Origin of the sequence: Flagellimonas aquimarina (assembly GCF_003149745.1) — a bacterium.
GTDB lineage: Bacteria > Bacteroidota > Bacteroidia > Flavobacteriales > Flavobacteriaceae > Flagellimonas > Flagellimonas aquimarina.
The window spans coordinates 1-16,008 of sequence record NZ_QGEG01000001.1 but is presented as its reverse complement, the minus strand read 5'-3'; the positions used below and the strand labels follow the sequence as shown (position 1 = coordinate 16,008).

Below are 16,008 nucleotides of genomic sequence, written 5' to 3'. Positions count from 1 at the left end.
ATGTGGTTGTTTGATAAAGATTTATGGGTAGAAATTTTCCACACGTTGGGAAAGAACATGTTCCGCACGTTTTTGACAATGCTGGGGGTCATTTTCGCTATGATTATTTTGATATTGTTACTAGGCTCAGCTAATGGAATGAGTAACGGTTTTGATAAAGTTTTTGCTGGTACCGCTTCAAATAGCTTATTTGTTTGGGGACAATCTACTTCAGAACCATATAAGGGTTTTGAAAGGGGTAGAAGAATACGCTATAAGATTGAAGATGCTGAAATTCTCAAAAAACAAATACCTGAGATTGAAGTTTTGGCCCCTAGAATAGAACTGGGAAGTCATAGACAAACGGTTACGGTTTACAGAGAAGGCAGGACTAGTGGCTCATCTGTTTATGGGGATTATCCTGAAATTGATAACATCACCAAAAAGAAATTGGTTGAGGGCAGGTTTTTGAACAAAACTGATATAGAAGATTCCAAAAAAATATGTGTAATAGGGGAAGAAACCTATAAATTGTTATTTGACAAAGGGGAAAATGCTATAGGTTCGGATATCCGAATCAATGGCGTATTCTTTTCTGTGGTGGGAGTTTACAAGCCAAACAATAACATAAATATTGATGGCGAAAATGCAGTTTTTATTCCTTTTACCACCTTTCAAAAAGCATTTAACACGGGAGACCGCATGGGATGGATGGCTATTTCGGTGGAACCTAATACAAAGGTTCCTGTTGTCGAAAACAAAATAAAGAAGATACTAAAGACAAAATACGATATACATCCAGATGATGAAAGGGCCATAGGTAGCTTTGATATGTCCGAAATCTTCAACAATATCTCAGCATTTACAGGAGTACTTAAAGGGTTTTCCTTCTTTGTGGGCATATTTACCCTATTGGCAGGAGTTATTGCTATAAGTAATATTCTGTTAATTACAGTTAAGGAACGCACTAAGGAAATTGGAGTGCGAAGAGCATTGGGTGCCACTCCAAGGACCGTGAAACGTCAAATTATTGTTGAAGCTATTGTTTTGACGGCTTTTGCAGGACTTATAGGGTTTGCTATTTCAGTGGGTATTCTGGCAATTTTAAACTCTTTATGGGGAAGCGGTGAAGATTTCCCGTTTGTTAACCCTATGGTAAGCATACCTCAATTTGGAATCTCATTCCTTTTGATGGTAAGTCTTAGTGTATTGATAGGATTGATTCCGGCAAATAAAGCGGTAAAAGTTAGACCCATAGAAGCATTACGAGAAGAATAACCAAAAATAATAATTAGATAACAATCAAATAAGCTATAATGAACAAGTATGTAAAATACGGAATAATAGGAGTCCTTAGTCTTGGAATCTTATATGCAATTGTGTATTTCCTTAAACAAAATAGTACTCCGGCCCAATTATATAAAACAGAATCTTTAGAAAAGAAAGACATTGTAAACAAAGTAATTGTAACGGGTAAAGTAATTCCAGAAGATGAAATCAATATAAAGCCACAAATTTCTGGAATTATAGATAATATATATCTGGAAGAAGGTGTTGATGTTAAAGCTGGAGATTTGATTGCATCTATAAAAGTTGTTCCCAACGAGCAATCATTAAACCAAGCAGCGGGCCGTGTTCGGAATGCAGAACTGGCATTAAACAATGCAAAGATTGAGTATAATAGAAATAAAGCCTTGTTTGAAAAAGGTGTTATTGCTAGCCAAGATTTTAATACTCAGCAGTTGACCTTTGATCAGGCTCAACAAGAATTAAAGAATGCTCGTGCAGATTATCAAATTATCCGTAAAGGTTCTGCAGGTGGGTCATCAAGTGCAAACACCAATATTAGAGCAACGGTTTCAGGAACAGTTTTGGAAATCCCTGTTAAAGAAGGCGATCAGGTAATTCAAAGTAATAATTTCAATGATGGTACCACAATTGCTACGATAGCAGATATGACCAAAATGATTTTTGAAGGTGAAGTTGATGAAGCGGAAGTTGGCAAGTTGAATATTGGAATGCCATTGGAAATTAGTTTGGGAGCGTTGGAAAAAAACAAGTTTAATGCTAAACTCAAATTTATTGCTCCAAAAGGAGTAGAGACAGAAGGTGCCGTACAGTTTAAAATTGAGGGCGATCTAGTGGTTAACGATAGTATATATGTTAGAGCTGGATATAGTGCCAACGCATCAATTGTACTAGAAGAAAAAAAGGATGTTCTAACACTTAAAGAGGCCTTATTGCAATTTGACAAAGAAACAGAAAAGCCATTTGTTGAAATAGAAATAGGCGAGAATGAATTCGAGCGCAAAGACTTGGAATTGGGTGTTAGTGATGGAATAGATGTAGAAGTGGTTTCAGGACTTGAGGAAGGTGCAAAAGTTAAAGTATGGAACAAATTGGAGAAGAAGGATGATTCGGAGGATTAATAAGCCAACCAATTATATCAATCAAAAAATCAAAAAACGAGATGAAAAGTAGACTAACAATTTTACTATTGCTGCTTGCGGTATGCATATCTAGCGCCCAAATGCGAAAATGGACATTAGAGGAATGTGTTACCTATGCGGTAGAAAACAATCTTACAATAAAGCAGTTTGAACTGGATTTAGAAAATGCCAGGTTGGATGAATCTGATGCAATAGGAGCATTGATCCCAGATTTAAATGGGTCAACAACAATATCGTCAAATACGGGTCTATCATTTAACCCTGCGACCAATGAGCCTACTACGAATACCATTTTAAATGTTAGCGCCAATCTAACGTCCAATTTAGTTTTATTCGATGGACTTCGGAACTTTAAAAGAATTCAAAGAGCAAAACTTAACGGAATTGCCAACCAATATCGCGTAGATGATATAAAAGACGATATTCGGTTGAACGTGGCCAATGCATACCTACAGGTTTTATCCAACAAAGAACAGCTAAAGACATTTAGGGCTCAATTGGCAGTTACCGAGCAAGACTTAAAACGTACTAAAGAGTTGGTGGAATCTGGAGTTTCTCCTAGAGGAGATTTACTGGAGATTGAAGCCACTGCTGCCAACCAGGAACAGCAAGTAGTAAATGGGGAAAGTCTAGTGCTCATTTCTACAATTAGTTTGGCGCAGTTGTTACAGATTACGGATTATGAAAATTTTGACATAGCCGAAGAATCTTTTGCAATTCCAATATCGGATATACTTAGCAATTCGGCCAAGGTCATATTTGACAAAGCATTGGGTTTTAGAAATGACATTAAGTTTTCGGAAAGTAATGTGGAACTGTCCGAAAAAGATTTAGAGATAGCCAAAGGGGCTAGGTATCCGACCTTGGTGGGATTCTTCAATTATAATACCCGTTATTCTGATCAGAATAACATTTTTGGCAGCTTTTTTGACCAATTGTATATTTTTGATGGAATCTCTTATGGAGCTCAACTGAATGTGCCCATTTTTAACGGGTGGAGTACTAGAAATAATGTAAAAAGGGCCAAAATTAGCGTAGATATTTCAAAAGTTCAGTTAGAACAGCAAAAACTGGAGTTGGAAACTAACATTAATCAAGCTTACGTAGATGTCACCTCTTTTTTTAAGGCGTATGAGGCAGCAGAAAAGACGCTGGAGGCGCGCAGATTGGCCTATGATTATGCTAGAGAAAGATTTAATGTTGGGTTGATGAATGCCTTTGATTTTAGTCAGGCACAGTCAAGAGTGGATAATGCTGAGGCAGACGTAATTCGTACTAAATACGATTATATTTTTAGATTGAAGATTTTGGAGTTCTACTTTGGCATTCCAATTTCTCTAAACTAGTATCTTTGTGGCCGCTATGGCCAGAATACTCAATTTAGAAACAGCAACGACCAATTGTTCGGTAAGTATTTCAGAAGGAAGTGACATTGTATGTCTTAAAGAGAATAATGCAGTAAGCTATTCTCATTCTGAACAATTGCACATTTTTATAAAAGAAGTCTTGGAAGAGGCTTCTTTTTCTTTTTCAGATTTGGATGCTATTGCAATAAGCAAGGGGCCTGGTTCTTATACGGGGCTTCGAATTGGGGTTTCTGCCGCAAAGGGACTGTGTTTTTCCTTGGATTTGCCGCTAATTTCTGTCCCTACTTTGGAGAGTATGGCAAATCAAGTTGATACATCTGAAGGAGAAATAATCATTCCGGTGCTGGATGCAAGGCGCATGGAAGTGTATTCTTCCGTGTTTAATTCCTTTTATCAAGAAGTACGTGAGACCAGAGCGGAAATCATTGATGAGGATTCGTTTAAGGGATTTAGTTCCCATCCTAAGGTATACATTGTTGGTAGTGGGGCAGAAAAGTGCAAAGAAACCTTACGCCATCCCAATTTTGTTTTTAATACCACAGTGGTTCCATCAGCCAGAGAAATGGCAAACATTGCTTTCCGAAAATTTCAAGAAGGTATTTTTGAAGATGTAGCTTATTTTGAGCCCTATTACCTAAAGGATTTTGTCCTTCAAGGCAAGAAGAACGGTTAATCTGCATCGTGAACGACCCTCTGTGGAAATGGAATCTCGATTCCGGCTTGATCAAAACGAAGTTTGGTTTCTTCAATTACTTGGAAATGTGCAGGCCAAAAAACTTCATTGCTTGCCCAAAAACGTAAGGTAAGATTCACAGAGCTATCTCCCAATTCACCAACATATACCTCTGGCGCGGGCTCGGTTAATATATCAGTGTTTTCGGCGCAAATTTGCAATAGAATTTCCTTGGCCAGTTTTATATTGGAGCCATAGCCAATTCCAACATCAAATTTATCCCTACGGGTGTCTTCCATATTATAATTCACAATACTTCCATTGGAAAGCTGTCCGTTGGGTATAATGGCCACCTGATTGCCAAAGGTGTTCAGTTTGGTGCTAAAGATGGTAATTTGCTTTACCGTACCATCTATTCCTTGTGCGGAAATAAAATCTCCAACTTTAAAAGGTTTAAAAAGTAAAATCAAAACGCCACCGGCAAAATTTGCCAAAGAACCTTGTAATGCCAGACCAATAGCCAGACCAGCTGCACCTACCATGGCAACTAGAGAAGACGATTTCACTCCTAACTGGGTCACAACCACTACAAAAAGTAGAACCTTTAATGCAATACTTATAAAACTTTGTAAAAAACTTTCTAAGGTAAGATCGTAGTCTTTACGATCAAAAAATCTACGGACCAAACGATTGATAAAACGTATGATCCATAAACCAAAAAATAATATGATAACAGCCAGTACAAGGTTTGGCATAAAATCCCAAAACCAATCTATGGCCTTCTCTAAATGTTGTTCAAAATTTTGAAGATTTTCCATAACTGCTTTTAGTGAGAAGTAAATGATTTTGAGATTCTCATTAATTTTTTATTTGCTCCAGCACTTCTTCGGTTGAGGTTACCGGTAGTTTACAAGCTCCTTCTATACAGACATAGACCAGAGTTTCTCCTTCATTATATCTATTTTTTAACAGGTCTATGCCACCTTCTTTTTCTGATCCGACCAAAATGCTATTGGGCAAATACTCACCGCTCAATTTTTTTCCAATGGCCTTGTAGTTTTTGCCTACAACCGCTATTTCATAAAACTTTTGATTTTCATAAAGTACCAAATGCATCCAATTGGCAAAACCCTGAGCGCTTTCATCAAAATCTCCCTGTACGTTTTTCACCATTTGTTTGGCCAGAACCCCGTAGTCTTCCTCTGTATATAACTTATGGAACTTTAAGAGATTTTTTGCCATTATGGAATTGGAAGCAGAGATGACATTGTCATTGGTTTCTATACTTCTTCTAATAAGAGAGGCATCTTGGTCTGATGTGAAAAAGAACATTTTTGATTCTTTGTCTAAAAAGTGAGTTTTTGCATAGTCCAAAAGATTTTTGGAATGATTAAGCCACTTTTCATCAAAAGTAACTTCATAAAGTGCTAGGTAGGCTTCAATAACAGTAGCATAGTCCTCCAAAAATGCATTTATACTGCTATTGCCTTCCTTGTGGTTGCGAAAAAGAGAATTATCATCTTTGATCATTTCCTTTTCCAGGAACTTTGCGTTTTTCAGTGCCAATTCTAGATAGTCTTGGTTACCCAAGTAACGGTAGGCATCTACCAAACCCTTCAACATTAGTCCGTTCCAAGAGGTAAGTATTTTATCGTCTAATCTGGGCTTGGAGCGTTCTGTTCTTTTTTCTTTTAATATGTTGAGGGAATTATTCAATTTTTCGTTTAAGGCAGATACCGAAACATTGTGTTTTTTTGCAATCTCTTCATCTGTTTTATCCTTGATAAGAACATAGTTTCCCTTTTCCCAAAGGCCATAAGAATTTATGTTGTAGTAATCTTTGAAGATTTCAAAATCAGAACCCAATAACTGAGATAGTTCATCCTTTGTCCAAACATAATAAGCTCCTTCTTCCAGTTCCCCATGTTCATCCAAACTGTCAGCATCCAAAGAGGAATAAAAACCTCCATTTTCGTCAAGTAGTTCTTCCTCAACAAAACCTATGGTCTGCTCTACTATTGTTTTGTACAATTCATTTTTGGTTACTGCGTAGGCTTTGGCATACAAGCTGGCTAATTGGCCATTGTCATATAACATTTTTTCAAAGTGTGGTACATGCCATTTGGCATCCACGGCATATCTGGAAAATCCACCGCCTACATGGTCGTAGACACCACCATAGGCCATCCGGGTTAGAGTGGCATTTACATGTTCCATGATCTTGGGTTTGGAATTAGCAGTAGCATAGTGCAAAAGAAAATCCCAATTATTCGGCATCATAAATTTAGGTGCCCGTTTGTATCCGCCTAAATAACTATCAAAATATTTTGACCATTTTTCTACGGAAGTATCAAGTTGAGCCATTGTGTAGGCGTCGGAATCTGCTTTGTTTTCAACAAGATTTATTGCATTGATCCCGTTTGCCAAATCACTGGCATATTGTACAATTTTGGTTTTATCGTTTTTATATAAATCTGTAAGCTGTTTCAAGGATTTAATCCAATTGTCTTTTGGTACGTAGGTTGCGCCCCAGAATGGTCTTCCATCTGGTAAGGCAACAATATTTAGTGGCCATCCACCATTTCCGGACATCATCTGTATGGCATCCATATAGATTTGGTCTACATCTGGTCTTTCCTCTCTATCAATTTTGATGTTGATGAAATTATCGTTCATCATTTGTGCAACTTCCTCATCTTCAAAACACTCTTTTTCCATTACATGGCACCAATGGCAAGCTGCATACCCAATGCTTATAAGTAGCGGCTTATCTTCTTTCTTGGCACGTTCCAAAACTTCTGGTTTCCATGCTTCCCAATTTACCGGGTTGTGTGCATGCTGCAAGAGATAAGGACTGGTCTCGTTTGCTAGAGCATTGGTGTGTTTGTGTGTCACTTTATTTGATTTTTGCGTGCAACCATTGGTTAAAGACAATAAAACCATTAAAATGGTAATTCTGTTGAGCATATTGATAGTTTTGAACATAAAAAAAGCGCCCGTTTTGGGCGCGTTTTTTATTCTACACCCTTGATTATTTTACTTCAAAGGTAATTTTTACATTGACTCTATAATCGTCTATTTTGCCATCTTTTACAGAGGCACTTTGTTCGTTGATATAAACCGAACGAATATTTTTAACAGACTTGGAAGCATGGTCCAGTGCATTTTTTGCAGCTTGCTCCCAGCTTTCATCCGAGTTTGCTAATACTTCGATAACTTTTAAAACTGACATAGTTAATGATTTTTAAATTTATTCAAGTTAGCAAAAATTGGCTACAATTAAAGGTAGGTGCGATTGAAAATTAACCATTAAGTGCGACTACCTCATTTACCTTATCTCCCATCATGTTTTTTAACATGGTTTCGATGCCATTTTTCAAGGTGAAAGTAGAAGATGGACAGCCACTGCAAGCACCTTGTAAAATTACATTTACAGTTTTACTGTCTTCTTGGTAGGACTGAAAAAGAATATTGCCTCCATCGCTGGCAACAGCTGGTTTTACATATTCTTCCAAAATGTCAATAATTTGTTGGGAAGTATCATCGTAATTGGTCTGTGCCATATTTTGCTCAATGACTTCTTTTGTCTTTTGTATCGCATCTTGCGAAACTACTTCCTTTCCATCCGCTAAAAAATCCCTGATAAACTCTCGTAGTTGCATGGTTATCTCTTCCCAATCAGCCACTTCGTATTTTGAAACAGAAACATAGTTTTCATCAAAAAACACCTCTTTTACAAAAGGAAAATGGAAGAGTTCTTTGGCCAATTGCGAATCCTTTGCGTCATCGATATTTTTAAATTCGTATGTTGTGGGCACTATCTTCTTGTTGGAAACAAACTTCATTACAGCAGGGTTGGGAGTAACTTCTGCGTATACGGTAATAGGTTGTTTTTTTTGAGTTTCTGCTTCATTCACCACAGGTTCTCCAGCGTTTAAATACTCAACCAATTGTTGTGCAACTTCATCTTTTACATCATCCCATTCAACAATATCAAATCGTTCAAGAGCTATAAAATTTCCTGAGATGTAAACCGTTTTTACGAATGGAAGATAAAACAGCTGTTGAGCTAATGGGGAACCCTTTGCTTCATCTATGTTTTTTAACTCATAGTTACCCTTTGCCAAGAATTGATTGGCCTCAAATTTCAGTATTTTGGGGTTGTTGGTATCAACAACAGTGATGTTAAATTCTTTCATAGCATATATTTAATGCAAAAATACAAAGTAAACATGAGAGGTGAAATATATAATAATGTACTGCTTCAGTCGTTATCTAAATGTTTGATTACCTTTAAATCTCAACTTTAGCCCCATAATCAATACATGAGACGCTATTTAATCCTACTGATCATTTCCCTAGTTTTTGGACTAACTACTAAGGCTCAAGAAGGAATTCCCGTTTATTTTGACTATTTAGCAGATAACTATTACTTGGTATACCCTTCAATGGCAGGTATTAGTGAAGGGGCAAAAATACGCCTTACCGCCAGGAAGCAATGGTTCAATGTTGACGAAGCGCCAAGTTTACAGACGTTGAACGCCAATTTTAGGGTTGGCGAACGCAGTGGTGTTGGGGGCATCTTGTTTAATGACTCTAATGGGTATCATTCCCAAACAGGTTTTAAAGCAACTTACGCCCATCATTTACAATTGGCTGGAGATTTTAGAACACTTAACCAAATATCCTTTGGTCTTAGCGCCGGTGTTATATTAAGCAGTTTGGATGAAACAGAATTTAGATCTGTAATACCAGATCCGGTGGTTTCCGGAACAAAAAATACCACAAGCTATTTTAATGTGGATTTAGGAGTATCATATAATATTTTTGAATTCTATGCCCATGCAGCTGTCCTAAACTTGTTAGGTAGTGGACGTGATTTGTACACCGCGGCCGAGTTTGATAATTTGAGAAGATATTTACTTTCTGCAGGATACGTTTTTGGTAAAAAAACTAGGATTGAACCTTCGGTTTTATTTCAAATGACGGATTTTACCAAGGAAAAAACTATTGATTTCAACGCAAAAGTGTACAAGGATGTAGCTTTTGGCACAGTTTGGGCCGGATTGTCTTACCGTAGAAGTTTTGACGGAGCACAGTTTCAGACAAACGGTGGTTTTGGAGAGCAGCGTTTGCAGCTGTTTACACCAATAATTGGAGTTAATGTAAACCAGTTCTTGTTCTCTTATAACTATTCCTATCAATCTGGAGATATCCGTTTTGATAATGGAGGTTTTCATCAAATTACCTTAGGATATGACTTTGGTCAGAGCGATCAAGGTAAACGTTATGATTGCTACTGTCCTGCAGCCAATAACTAAAAATGGCCCATCAAAAATGATGGACCACTTTTTCTCATAATCAAATAATTAATCCCACTTATAATTTTTCTTAGCAGCTTGATTTTTTATTGCTGACAACAAGGCATTTTCCAATTCTCCAGTTTCTTCTTTTTGGTTTTTAGCAATGTAGGCCTCACGTTTTGTATTCAAGCCCTGAATCTGCTTTTGTATTTTTTCACGTTCTATTTTTTTACTCTGAACATATTGCTTGATCTCTTTTTCAGATTTCCCCTTTAGTTCTGTTGGTAGATCTTCATCATCCAACTCTGCAAGCACTTCTTCTGAGTCCTCAACGGCGTCAACCAAATCCCAATTGGAATTTTTGTATAACCTAGAACTTTTGCTAATAGACCTTTTTACTGCAACAGCAGGTTCCATTTCAGCTGCATTGCTATCTTGAACGCTTTGCAATGCTTTCTTCTCTCTGCCTAAAGCACCATAAGAGATGTAAGTTCCATTCAACTGACCATTCAACTTAATGATGATATCATCATAAGGAGTGTCAATGTGCACAATTTGCTTATTGTGGTCTATTGCCATGTATTCGCCACCAGTTAGTGTAGCACCGCTTTTCCATTTGGTAGAAATTCCTTGCTCATAGTTACCGCAGAAAATAGTGTTTACAATAATGTCTTTTTCTTTGGCATTGGATGTAGCATCTCTATAGTTTAACCTACCCTGGGTAAATGGTTCATTTCCTGCAATAAATATCATTTTAAGATCATCCGCATTTTTACCCCAGTCCAATTGTTTTAATGAGGTTTGAATGACCTGGCCGCAATATTCTTCACCACCATTGGTGGTCAAGGAAAACAGCTTTTCAGAGATTTCATCCAAATCACTACTAAAACCTATTACTTGTCTAATATACCCTTCATTAGAAGCTAAATTGTCATTACCATATTCATAAAGTGCTATTTGCAATGAAGGCCTAACCTCATTTCCGCATTTAGCATGTGTAAATTCGTTCACAATATCCCAAAGTTGTGCCTTAGCTTGGTTAATAAGACCATCCATGCTGTTACTGGTGTCCAAGAGCAAAGCAATCTTTACAAATTGCTTGGCTGGCTTGTCTGCAATGGATTTTGTCATCAAGGTGGTGTTTTTAAATTCCCTTGGCTTTAAATTGCATCCGTAAACCGTTCCGGCTGCTATGGTAAAAAGTGCTATTCCTAATAAATGTTTTAAATGTTTCATAGTTCAATGTTTTTAAAGTATGGGTTAAAAGTATTTCCATCTTTTTTTAATAAAAACCGAGAATGAGGGAACTGGAACTTATAATGAGTGTGCGGTGCAAATGGTTTTGTAAAGTGGTAAAACGACACTGTTTTTGGTAACTTTTGAAGAAGAAGCTATTTTTTAATACGCTTTAGATGAACTAAGTTTACCTAAGTATTAAGGAACAAATGATAAAAGGAAAACACATACTATTCTTCTTTCTGATCGTGTTTTATTCTGGAATTTCCCAAGTAAGCAGTGAACGTTCACTTATAGAGATTACAGGGTCGGTTAAAGGAAAGGAAAACTTTGCCCCAATTTCTGGAGTTGAGGTTTCCACGGATAAAGGTTCCTACACAACAACCAATGGACTGGGTGAATTCAAAATTAGGGCTTCCATTGGGGATATGCTCATTTTTGAAAGTTTGGAATTTGAACCTGTCCGGCATAGAATAACTTCAGATGAAGAGGTAGATGTGTTGGTAGAGGGCTATTCACCTAAAAGAGTTTCAAAAAAAGAAAGAGGTACAAGCTCGAGGAGTATTTCAAATCATCAGAAGTTTCTAGATTCCGCCAATGTTTACAAAATAACCGATTTGGAAAAGAGTATAGACTTTATTGCTCAGTCCATAGCTCTACTGGGCAAACGAGGAAATAGAAACGAACTTTCTTCTTCATTGACAACTTTAGGTGAAATCTATTTGTACCATAAACAGTATGATTTGGCCATTACAAACTTCAGGGATGCACTGGAACATAGGGAGTTGTCTAAAACAAAGTTACTGTTGGGCAAAGCATATGTGTTGAATGGTGAGTTTCAAAATGCAGAATCCGTGCTCACCCCATTGTTAGAGTTAAAGAATATGATTCCCTTTCAGCGGGTTGAATTATATGAGAATTTGGGGGATGCCTTTAAAGGCTTGTCCAGTTTAAAAGAGGCGGTTGATTTTTATCAGGAAGGTCTTCAAATTGCCCAAAAGAACCAAATTTCCCCAAAGGTCATTGACTTAAACTCTAAAATTGCAGATGCATACGCAAGTGAAAATAGGTTGATAGAAGCTGAAGGATTCTATAACAATTCTCTGAATCTTTCAAAAAAGGTGGCTCCTGAGAGACTAATAAAGGAAAATGAGAAAGTGGCCGATTTTTACAATCAGGAGAATAGGTATGAAGATGAGATTCAACTTCGAAAAAAGAGTCTAAGCGGATTGTCACAACTCCCAAGTCAATCAGTTGATAGGGAAAGTAAGGCCGTTCCCAGCGCGGATTCCATAACATCGCAACGCATTAATTACAAAATTGCCAATGCATATATCGCTCAAGATAAGTTAGATGAAGCTATTCCCTATCTGGAGCGCAGTATTGTAGAAGCAGATAGTGAAGATGATTTGGTGGTGCAAAAGGATGCTACAAGAAAATTATCAGAAGTTTATAGATACAAAGGAGATTTTTCAAAATCATTGGAATCCTACCAGGACTATGTTGCCGTGGTAGATAGCTTATATGTTAGAAAAGAACAGGAAATATCCAGGGCCGCTAGATTTAATCGTGAGATAGCTACCAAACAAAACCGCATATCCAGTTTGGAACAGGAGCGGCAGTTGTCCCAAAGTAAGTACAGTCTTGCGGTAACGGAACAACAATTGTTCGAAGAAACGAGCAAAAGACAAAAATGGATTATTTACTCCTTAATATTTGGGTTGGTGTTGTTGGCGCTTACCACTTTTTTGTTCTATAGAAATAGCAAACAGCAAAAATTGGCAAATAATCTGTTGGCATTAAAGTCGTTGCGTACTCAAATGAACCCTCATTTTATTTTTAATGCACTCAATTCCGTCAACAATTACATTGCAAAGAGTGATGAGCGCAGTGCAAATCGATTTCTGAGTGATTTTTCGGTTTTAATGCGAAGTGTATTGGAAAATTCCGAAGAAGATTTTATATCCCTATCTAGAGAGCTGGAGTTGTTGGAATTGTACGTGAAGCTGGAACATTCTCGTTTTGCAGATAAATTTGACTATGAAATCAACATTGACAGAAAGATAGATGTTGATGCCTTTGAAATTCCTCCGATGCTTCTTCAACCCTATATAGAAAATGCCATTTGGCATGGATTGCGTTATAAAGAGGAAAAGGGTTTTTTAAAGATAGCGGTAAACCAAATCAGTAAAGAGCTACTGGAAATAACAATTGCAGATAACGGAATTGGAAGGAAAAAGTCGGCAGCATTAAAGACGGATAATCAAAAGAAACAAAAATCAAAGGGAATGGGAAACATTAAAAAACGTATCCAAATTCTTAATGATATGTATAAGAACAAGGTGGATGTCTCAATTTCTAATTTGAATGAAGATCAAACGGGAACAAAAGTATCCCTTAAGCTTAAAAAAGATTAATGGAATTACGAACTATTATAGTAGAAGATGAGGCAAACAGTAGGGAGATATTAAGAAATTATATTGCCAAATATTGTGATGGTGTAAAGCTATTGGGTGAAGCTTCCAACATAGATGAAGGATTAAGTTTAATTCAAAAACATCAACCAGATTTAGTATTCTTGGATGTTGAAATGCCCTTTGGTAATGCCTTTGATCTTCTTGATAAAGTCCCCGACAGAACTTTTGAAACAGTCTTTGTTACGGCCTACAACCAGTATGCCATGGATGCCCTGAACAACCATGCGGCATATTATTTAATGAAGCCAATAAACATTGATGTGTTGATAAAAGCTGTGGATTATGTCAAGGAAATAAAAGAAAAAGAAAGTGCCTTGGATGGTCAAGTGTTACAAGCTAAATCAATCAAAGCGGAAGGAAAGATAACCTTGCCCCAGCAAGATGGTTTTCAAGTTTTGGAAGTGGGGGATATCTTTTTTTGTAAGGCCGATGACAATTACACGGAAATATATCTAGAGCATAAGAAAATTATGGTGAGCAAAACACTCAAATATTTTGAAGAGGCCCTCACTGAATATGCCTTTGCCAGAATTCATAAATCATACTTGGTAAATGTGGGAGAGGTGGTAAAATATAAAAGAGGAAAGGGAGGAAGTGTGGTCCTGTCAAATGGGAAAGAGCTATCCGTTTCTGCATCTAAAAAGGCGGCGCTATTATCTTATTTTCAATAAAATCAACTAAAGATTATGATACTTAAATCAGTAAGGGGAAAATCTCCAGAAATTGGAAATGATTGTTTTATTGCCGAGAATGCTACTATTGTTGGAGAAGTGTCTATGGGAGACCAATGTAGCATTTGGTACAATGCAGTGATCAGGGGGGATGTGCATTTTATTAAAATGGGAAACAAAGTCAATGTGCAAGATGGAGCTGTTATTCATTGTACCTATCAAAAATCACCAACAACAATTGGTAACAATGTTTCCATTGGCCACAATGCAATAGTACATGGCTGCACCGTAAAAGACAATGTATTAATTGGTATGGGCAGTATTATAATGGACGATTGTATTGTGGAAAGCAATTCCATTATTGCGGCCGGAGCCGTTCTTACAAAAGGCACTCATGTTGAAGAAGGAAGCATTTATGCAGGAATGCCCGCTAAGAAAATAAAAGATGTAAGTCCAGAGCTGAGTTCAGAAGAAATAGACCGCATTGCAAATGCCTATGTAACCTATTCAAGTTGGTTCAAGTAGTATCGGCAATTTAAATTATTCCTATTTTAGCACCGCTATAAAACTAAACTAATGAACGCATATATTTTTCCAGGCCAAGGAGCTCAATTTGTAGGAATGGGCTTAGATCTTTACGAGAACCATGACCAAGCACAAGAGTTGTTTGAACAAGCAAATGATATTTTAGGTTTCTCCATAACAGATGTTATGTTTGAAGGAACCCCAGAAGATTTAAAACAGACCAAAGTAACCCAGCCAGCTATTTTTTTGCATTCTGTTATTTTGAGTAAGGTCCTTGGAGAGAATTTTAAACCAGATATGGTTGCTGGTCATTCTTTAGGTGAGTTTTCCGCGTTAGTAGCCAATAGCACATTAAACTTTGAAGATGGATTAAAATTGGTTTCGCAAAGAGCCTTGGCGATGCAAAAAGCGTGCGAGATTCGACCAAGCACTATGGCCGCAGTTTTAGGATTAGATGATGAGGTGGTAGAAAAAATATGTCAAGAAACAGATGGAATTGTAGTCCCCGCAAATTATAATTGTCCAGGTCAATTGGTAATTTCAGGAGAGATTGAAGCTGTAAACGCAGCTTGTGAAAAACTAAAGGAAGCGGGAGCTCGTAGAGCTTTATTACTTCCCGTTGGCGGAGCGTTCCATTCACCCTTAATGGAGCCTGCAAGAGAAGAATTGGCGGCTGCTATAGAAGCAACAAATTTTAGTACTCCTATCTGTCCAATCTATCAAAATGTACCAACCACGGCAGTGACAAGTGCAGATGAAATCAAGGCTAATCTGATTTCGCAACTTACTGCTCCGGTAAAATGGACGCAGAGCGTTCAACAAATGATTAAAGATGGAGGCAAATCTTTTGTTGAAGTTGGTCCCGGCAAAGTATTGCAAGGCTTGGTTAGAAAGATAGATTCTGGCGTGGAAACATCTTCCGGCGTCATATAAATTAGGATTTTTCTGATCTCAAAGGTATTTCACCTAAGAAAGATAGATTTAGTCTGTAAAGTTGTGGGGTTCCTTCATTTTTTAGTAATATTGATTCTTCCCAAATCACCGACCAAAACCAAAATGAGAACTATACCGAAAATCATTAAATAGGTGATGTTACCCTTCTTAAAAAAAGCTTCTTTTTTATTTTTCTCTAACTATGGTAAAGAGAAAATACTCTTTATAGCATTTATAATATTCGGTTTTAGTTTTGGGTATGGACAAGATCCCATCAGCATAAGTGACGTCACCTTGGCGGAGGGCGATGCTGGCACGACGAACTTTGTGTTCACGGTGAGCGTGGACGGTGGTGGTAACGCCACGAACAACATAGGTTTCACGGTTAACACTG

The 16,008-nt window shown here is 37.3% G+C and carries 15 protein-coding genes; 10 read left to right on the top strand and 5 right to left on the bottom strand.

Going from position 1 to position 16,008, the window contains the following annotated elements; genetic code table 11:
* Genes DKG77_RS00075 through tsaB form a run of 4 tightly spaced genes read left to right on the top strand, consistent with a single transcriptional unit; the run spans nucleotide 1 to nucleotide 4,469 of the window.
* On the top strand, nucleotides 1–1,257 hold the full coding sequence (locus DKG77_RS00075; protein ID WP_109659005.1) for an ABC transporter permease: 1,257 nt from the start codon (nucleotides 1–3) through the stop codon (nucleotides 1,255–1,257).
* 38 nt (nucleotides 1,258–1,295) lie between these two features.
* On the top strand, nucleotides 1,296–2,408 hold the full coding sequence (locus tag DKG77_RS00070; protein WP_109659003.1) for an efflux RND transporter periplasmic adaptor subunit: 1,113 nt from the start codon (nucleotides 1,296–1,298) through the stop codon (nucleotides 2,406–2,408).
* A gap of 41 nt (nucleotides 2,409–2,449) precedes the next feature.
* Nucleotides 2,450–3,775 carry a TolC family protein gene (locus DKG77_RS00065; RefSeq protein WP_109659001.1) on the top strand — a complete coding sequence of 442 codons (1,326 nt, stop codon included), beginning with the start codon at nucleotides 2,450–2,452 and terminating at the stop codon, nucleotides 3,773–3,775.
* Nucleotides 3,776–3,791: 16 nt separating this feature from the next.
* Nucleotides 3,792–4,469, top strand: a complete 678-nt coding sequence (gene tsaB, locus DKG77_RS00060; protein ID WP_109658999.1) for a tRNA (adenosine(37)-N6)-threonylcarbamoyltransferase complex dimerization subunit type 1 TsaB — start codon at nucleotides 3,792–3,794, stop codon at nucleotides 4,467–4,469.
* Here tsaB and DKG77_RS00055 read toward each other — a convergent pair.
* The 4 genes from DKG77_RS00055 to DKG77_RS00040 form a co-directional block, all read right to left on the bottom strand.
* On the bottom strand, nucleotides 4,466–5,287 hold the full coding sequence (locus DKG77_RS00055; RefSeq protein WP_109658997.1) for a mechanosensitive ion channel family protein: 822 nt from the start codon (nucleotides 5,285–5,287) through the stop codon (nucleotides 4,466–4,468). The genes tsaB and DKG77_RS00055 overlap by 4 nt on opposite strands.
* A gap of 40 nt (nucleotides 5,288–5,327) precedes the next feature.
* The gene (locus DKG77_RS00050) at nucleotides 5,328–7,436 is read right to left on the bottom strand and encodes a thioredoxin domain-containing protein (protein WP_109661342.1); all 2,109 of its coding nucleotides are present in this window, start codon (nucleotides 7,434–7,436) and stop codon (nucleotides 5,328–5,330) included.
* A gap of 64 nt (nucleotides 7,437–7,500) precedes the next feature.
* Nucleotides 7,501–7,701 carry a dodecin family protein gene (locus tag DKG77_RS00045; RefSeq protein WP_109658996.1) on the bottom strand — a complete coding sequence of 67 codons (201 nt, stop codon included), beginning with the start codon at nucleotides 7,699–7,701 and terminating at the stop codon, nucleotides 7,501–7,503.
* 70 nt (nucleotides 7,702–7,771) lie between these two features.
* On the bottom strand, nucleotides 7,772–8,668 hold the full coding sequence (locus DKG77_RS00040) for a NifU family protein (protein ID WP_109658994.1): 897 nt from the start codon (nucleotides 8,666–8,668) through the stop codon (nucleotides 7,772–7,774).
* 126 nt (nucleotides 8,669–8,794) lie between these two features.
* On the opposite strand from DKG77_RS00040, the gene DKG77_RS00035 reads away from it, so the two are divergent.
* Complete coding sequence (locus DKG77_RS00035; RefSeq protein WP_109658992.1) at nucleotides 8,795–9,790, top strand: PorP/SprF family type IX secretion system membrane protein; 996 nt, start codon at nucleotides 8,795–8,797, stop codon at nucleotides 9,788–9,790.
* A gap of 48 nt (nucleotides 9,791–9,838) precedes the next feature.
* Here DKG77_RS00035 and DKG77_RS00030 read toward each other — a convergent pair whose 3' ends face one another.
* On the bottom strand, nucleotides 9,839–11,008 hold the full coding sequence (locus DKG77_RS00030; protein WP_109658990.1) for a vWA domain-containing protein: 1,170 nt from the start codon (nucleotides 11,006–11,008) through the stop codon (nucleotides 9,839–9,841).
* 209 nt (nucleotides 11,009–11,217) lie between these two features.
* Between DKG77_RS00030 and DKG77_RS00025 the strand changes: the two genes are divergently transcribed.
* From DKG77_RS00025 to DKG77_RS00005, 5 genes are all read left to right on the top strand, one after another.
* Nucleotides 11,218–13,425 carry a tetratricopeptide repeat-containing sensor histidine kinase gene (locus DKG77_RS00025; protein ID WP_109658988.1) on the top strand — a complete coding sequence of 736 codons (2,208 nt, stop codon included), beginning with the start codon at nucleotides 11,218–11,220 and terminating at the stop codon, nucleotides 13,423–13,425.
* Entirely contained in the window at nucleotides 13,425–14,156 is a 732-nt protein-coding gene (locus DKG77_RS00020) for a LytR/AlgR family response regulator transcription factor (protein ID WP_109658986.1), read from the top strand. The genes DKG77_RS00025 and DKG77_RS00020 overlap by 1 nt, the downstream gene beginning before the upstream one ends.
* Nucleotides 14,157–14,171: 15 nt before the next feature.
* Nucleotides 14,172–14,681: a gamma carbonic anhydrase family protein gene (locus tag DKG77_RS00015; protein ID WP_109658984.1), complete on the top strand. Its 510-nt coding sequence runs from the start codon at nucleotides 14,172–14,174 to the stop codon at nucleotides 14,679–14,681.
* Nucleotides 14,682–14,732: 51 nt separating this feature from the next.
* Complete coding sequence (gene fabD, locus DKG77_RS00010) at nucleotides 14,733–15,614, top strand: ACP S-malonyltransferase (protein WP_109658983.1); 882 nt, start codon at nucleotides 14,733–14,735, stop codon at nucleotides 15,612–15,614.
* 153 nt (nucleotides 15,615–15,767) lie between these two features.
* Nucleotides 15,768–16,008, top strand: a 241-nt coding sequence (locus tag DKG77_RS00005; protein ID WP_133248391.1) for a hypothetical protein, incomplete at its 3' end; no start/stop codon positions are given.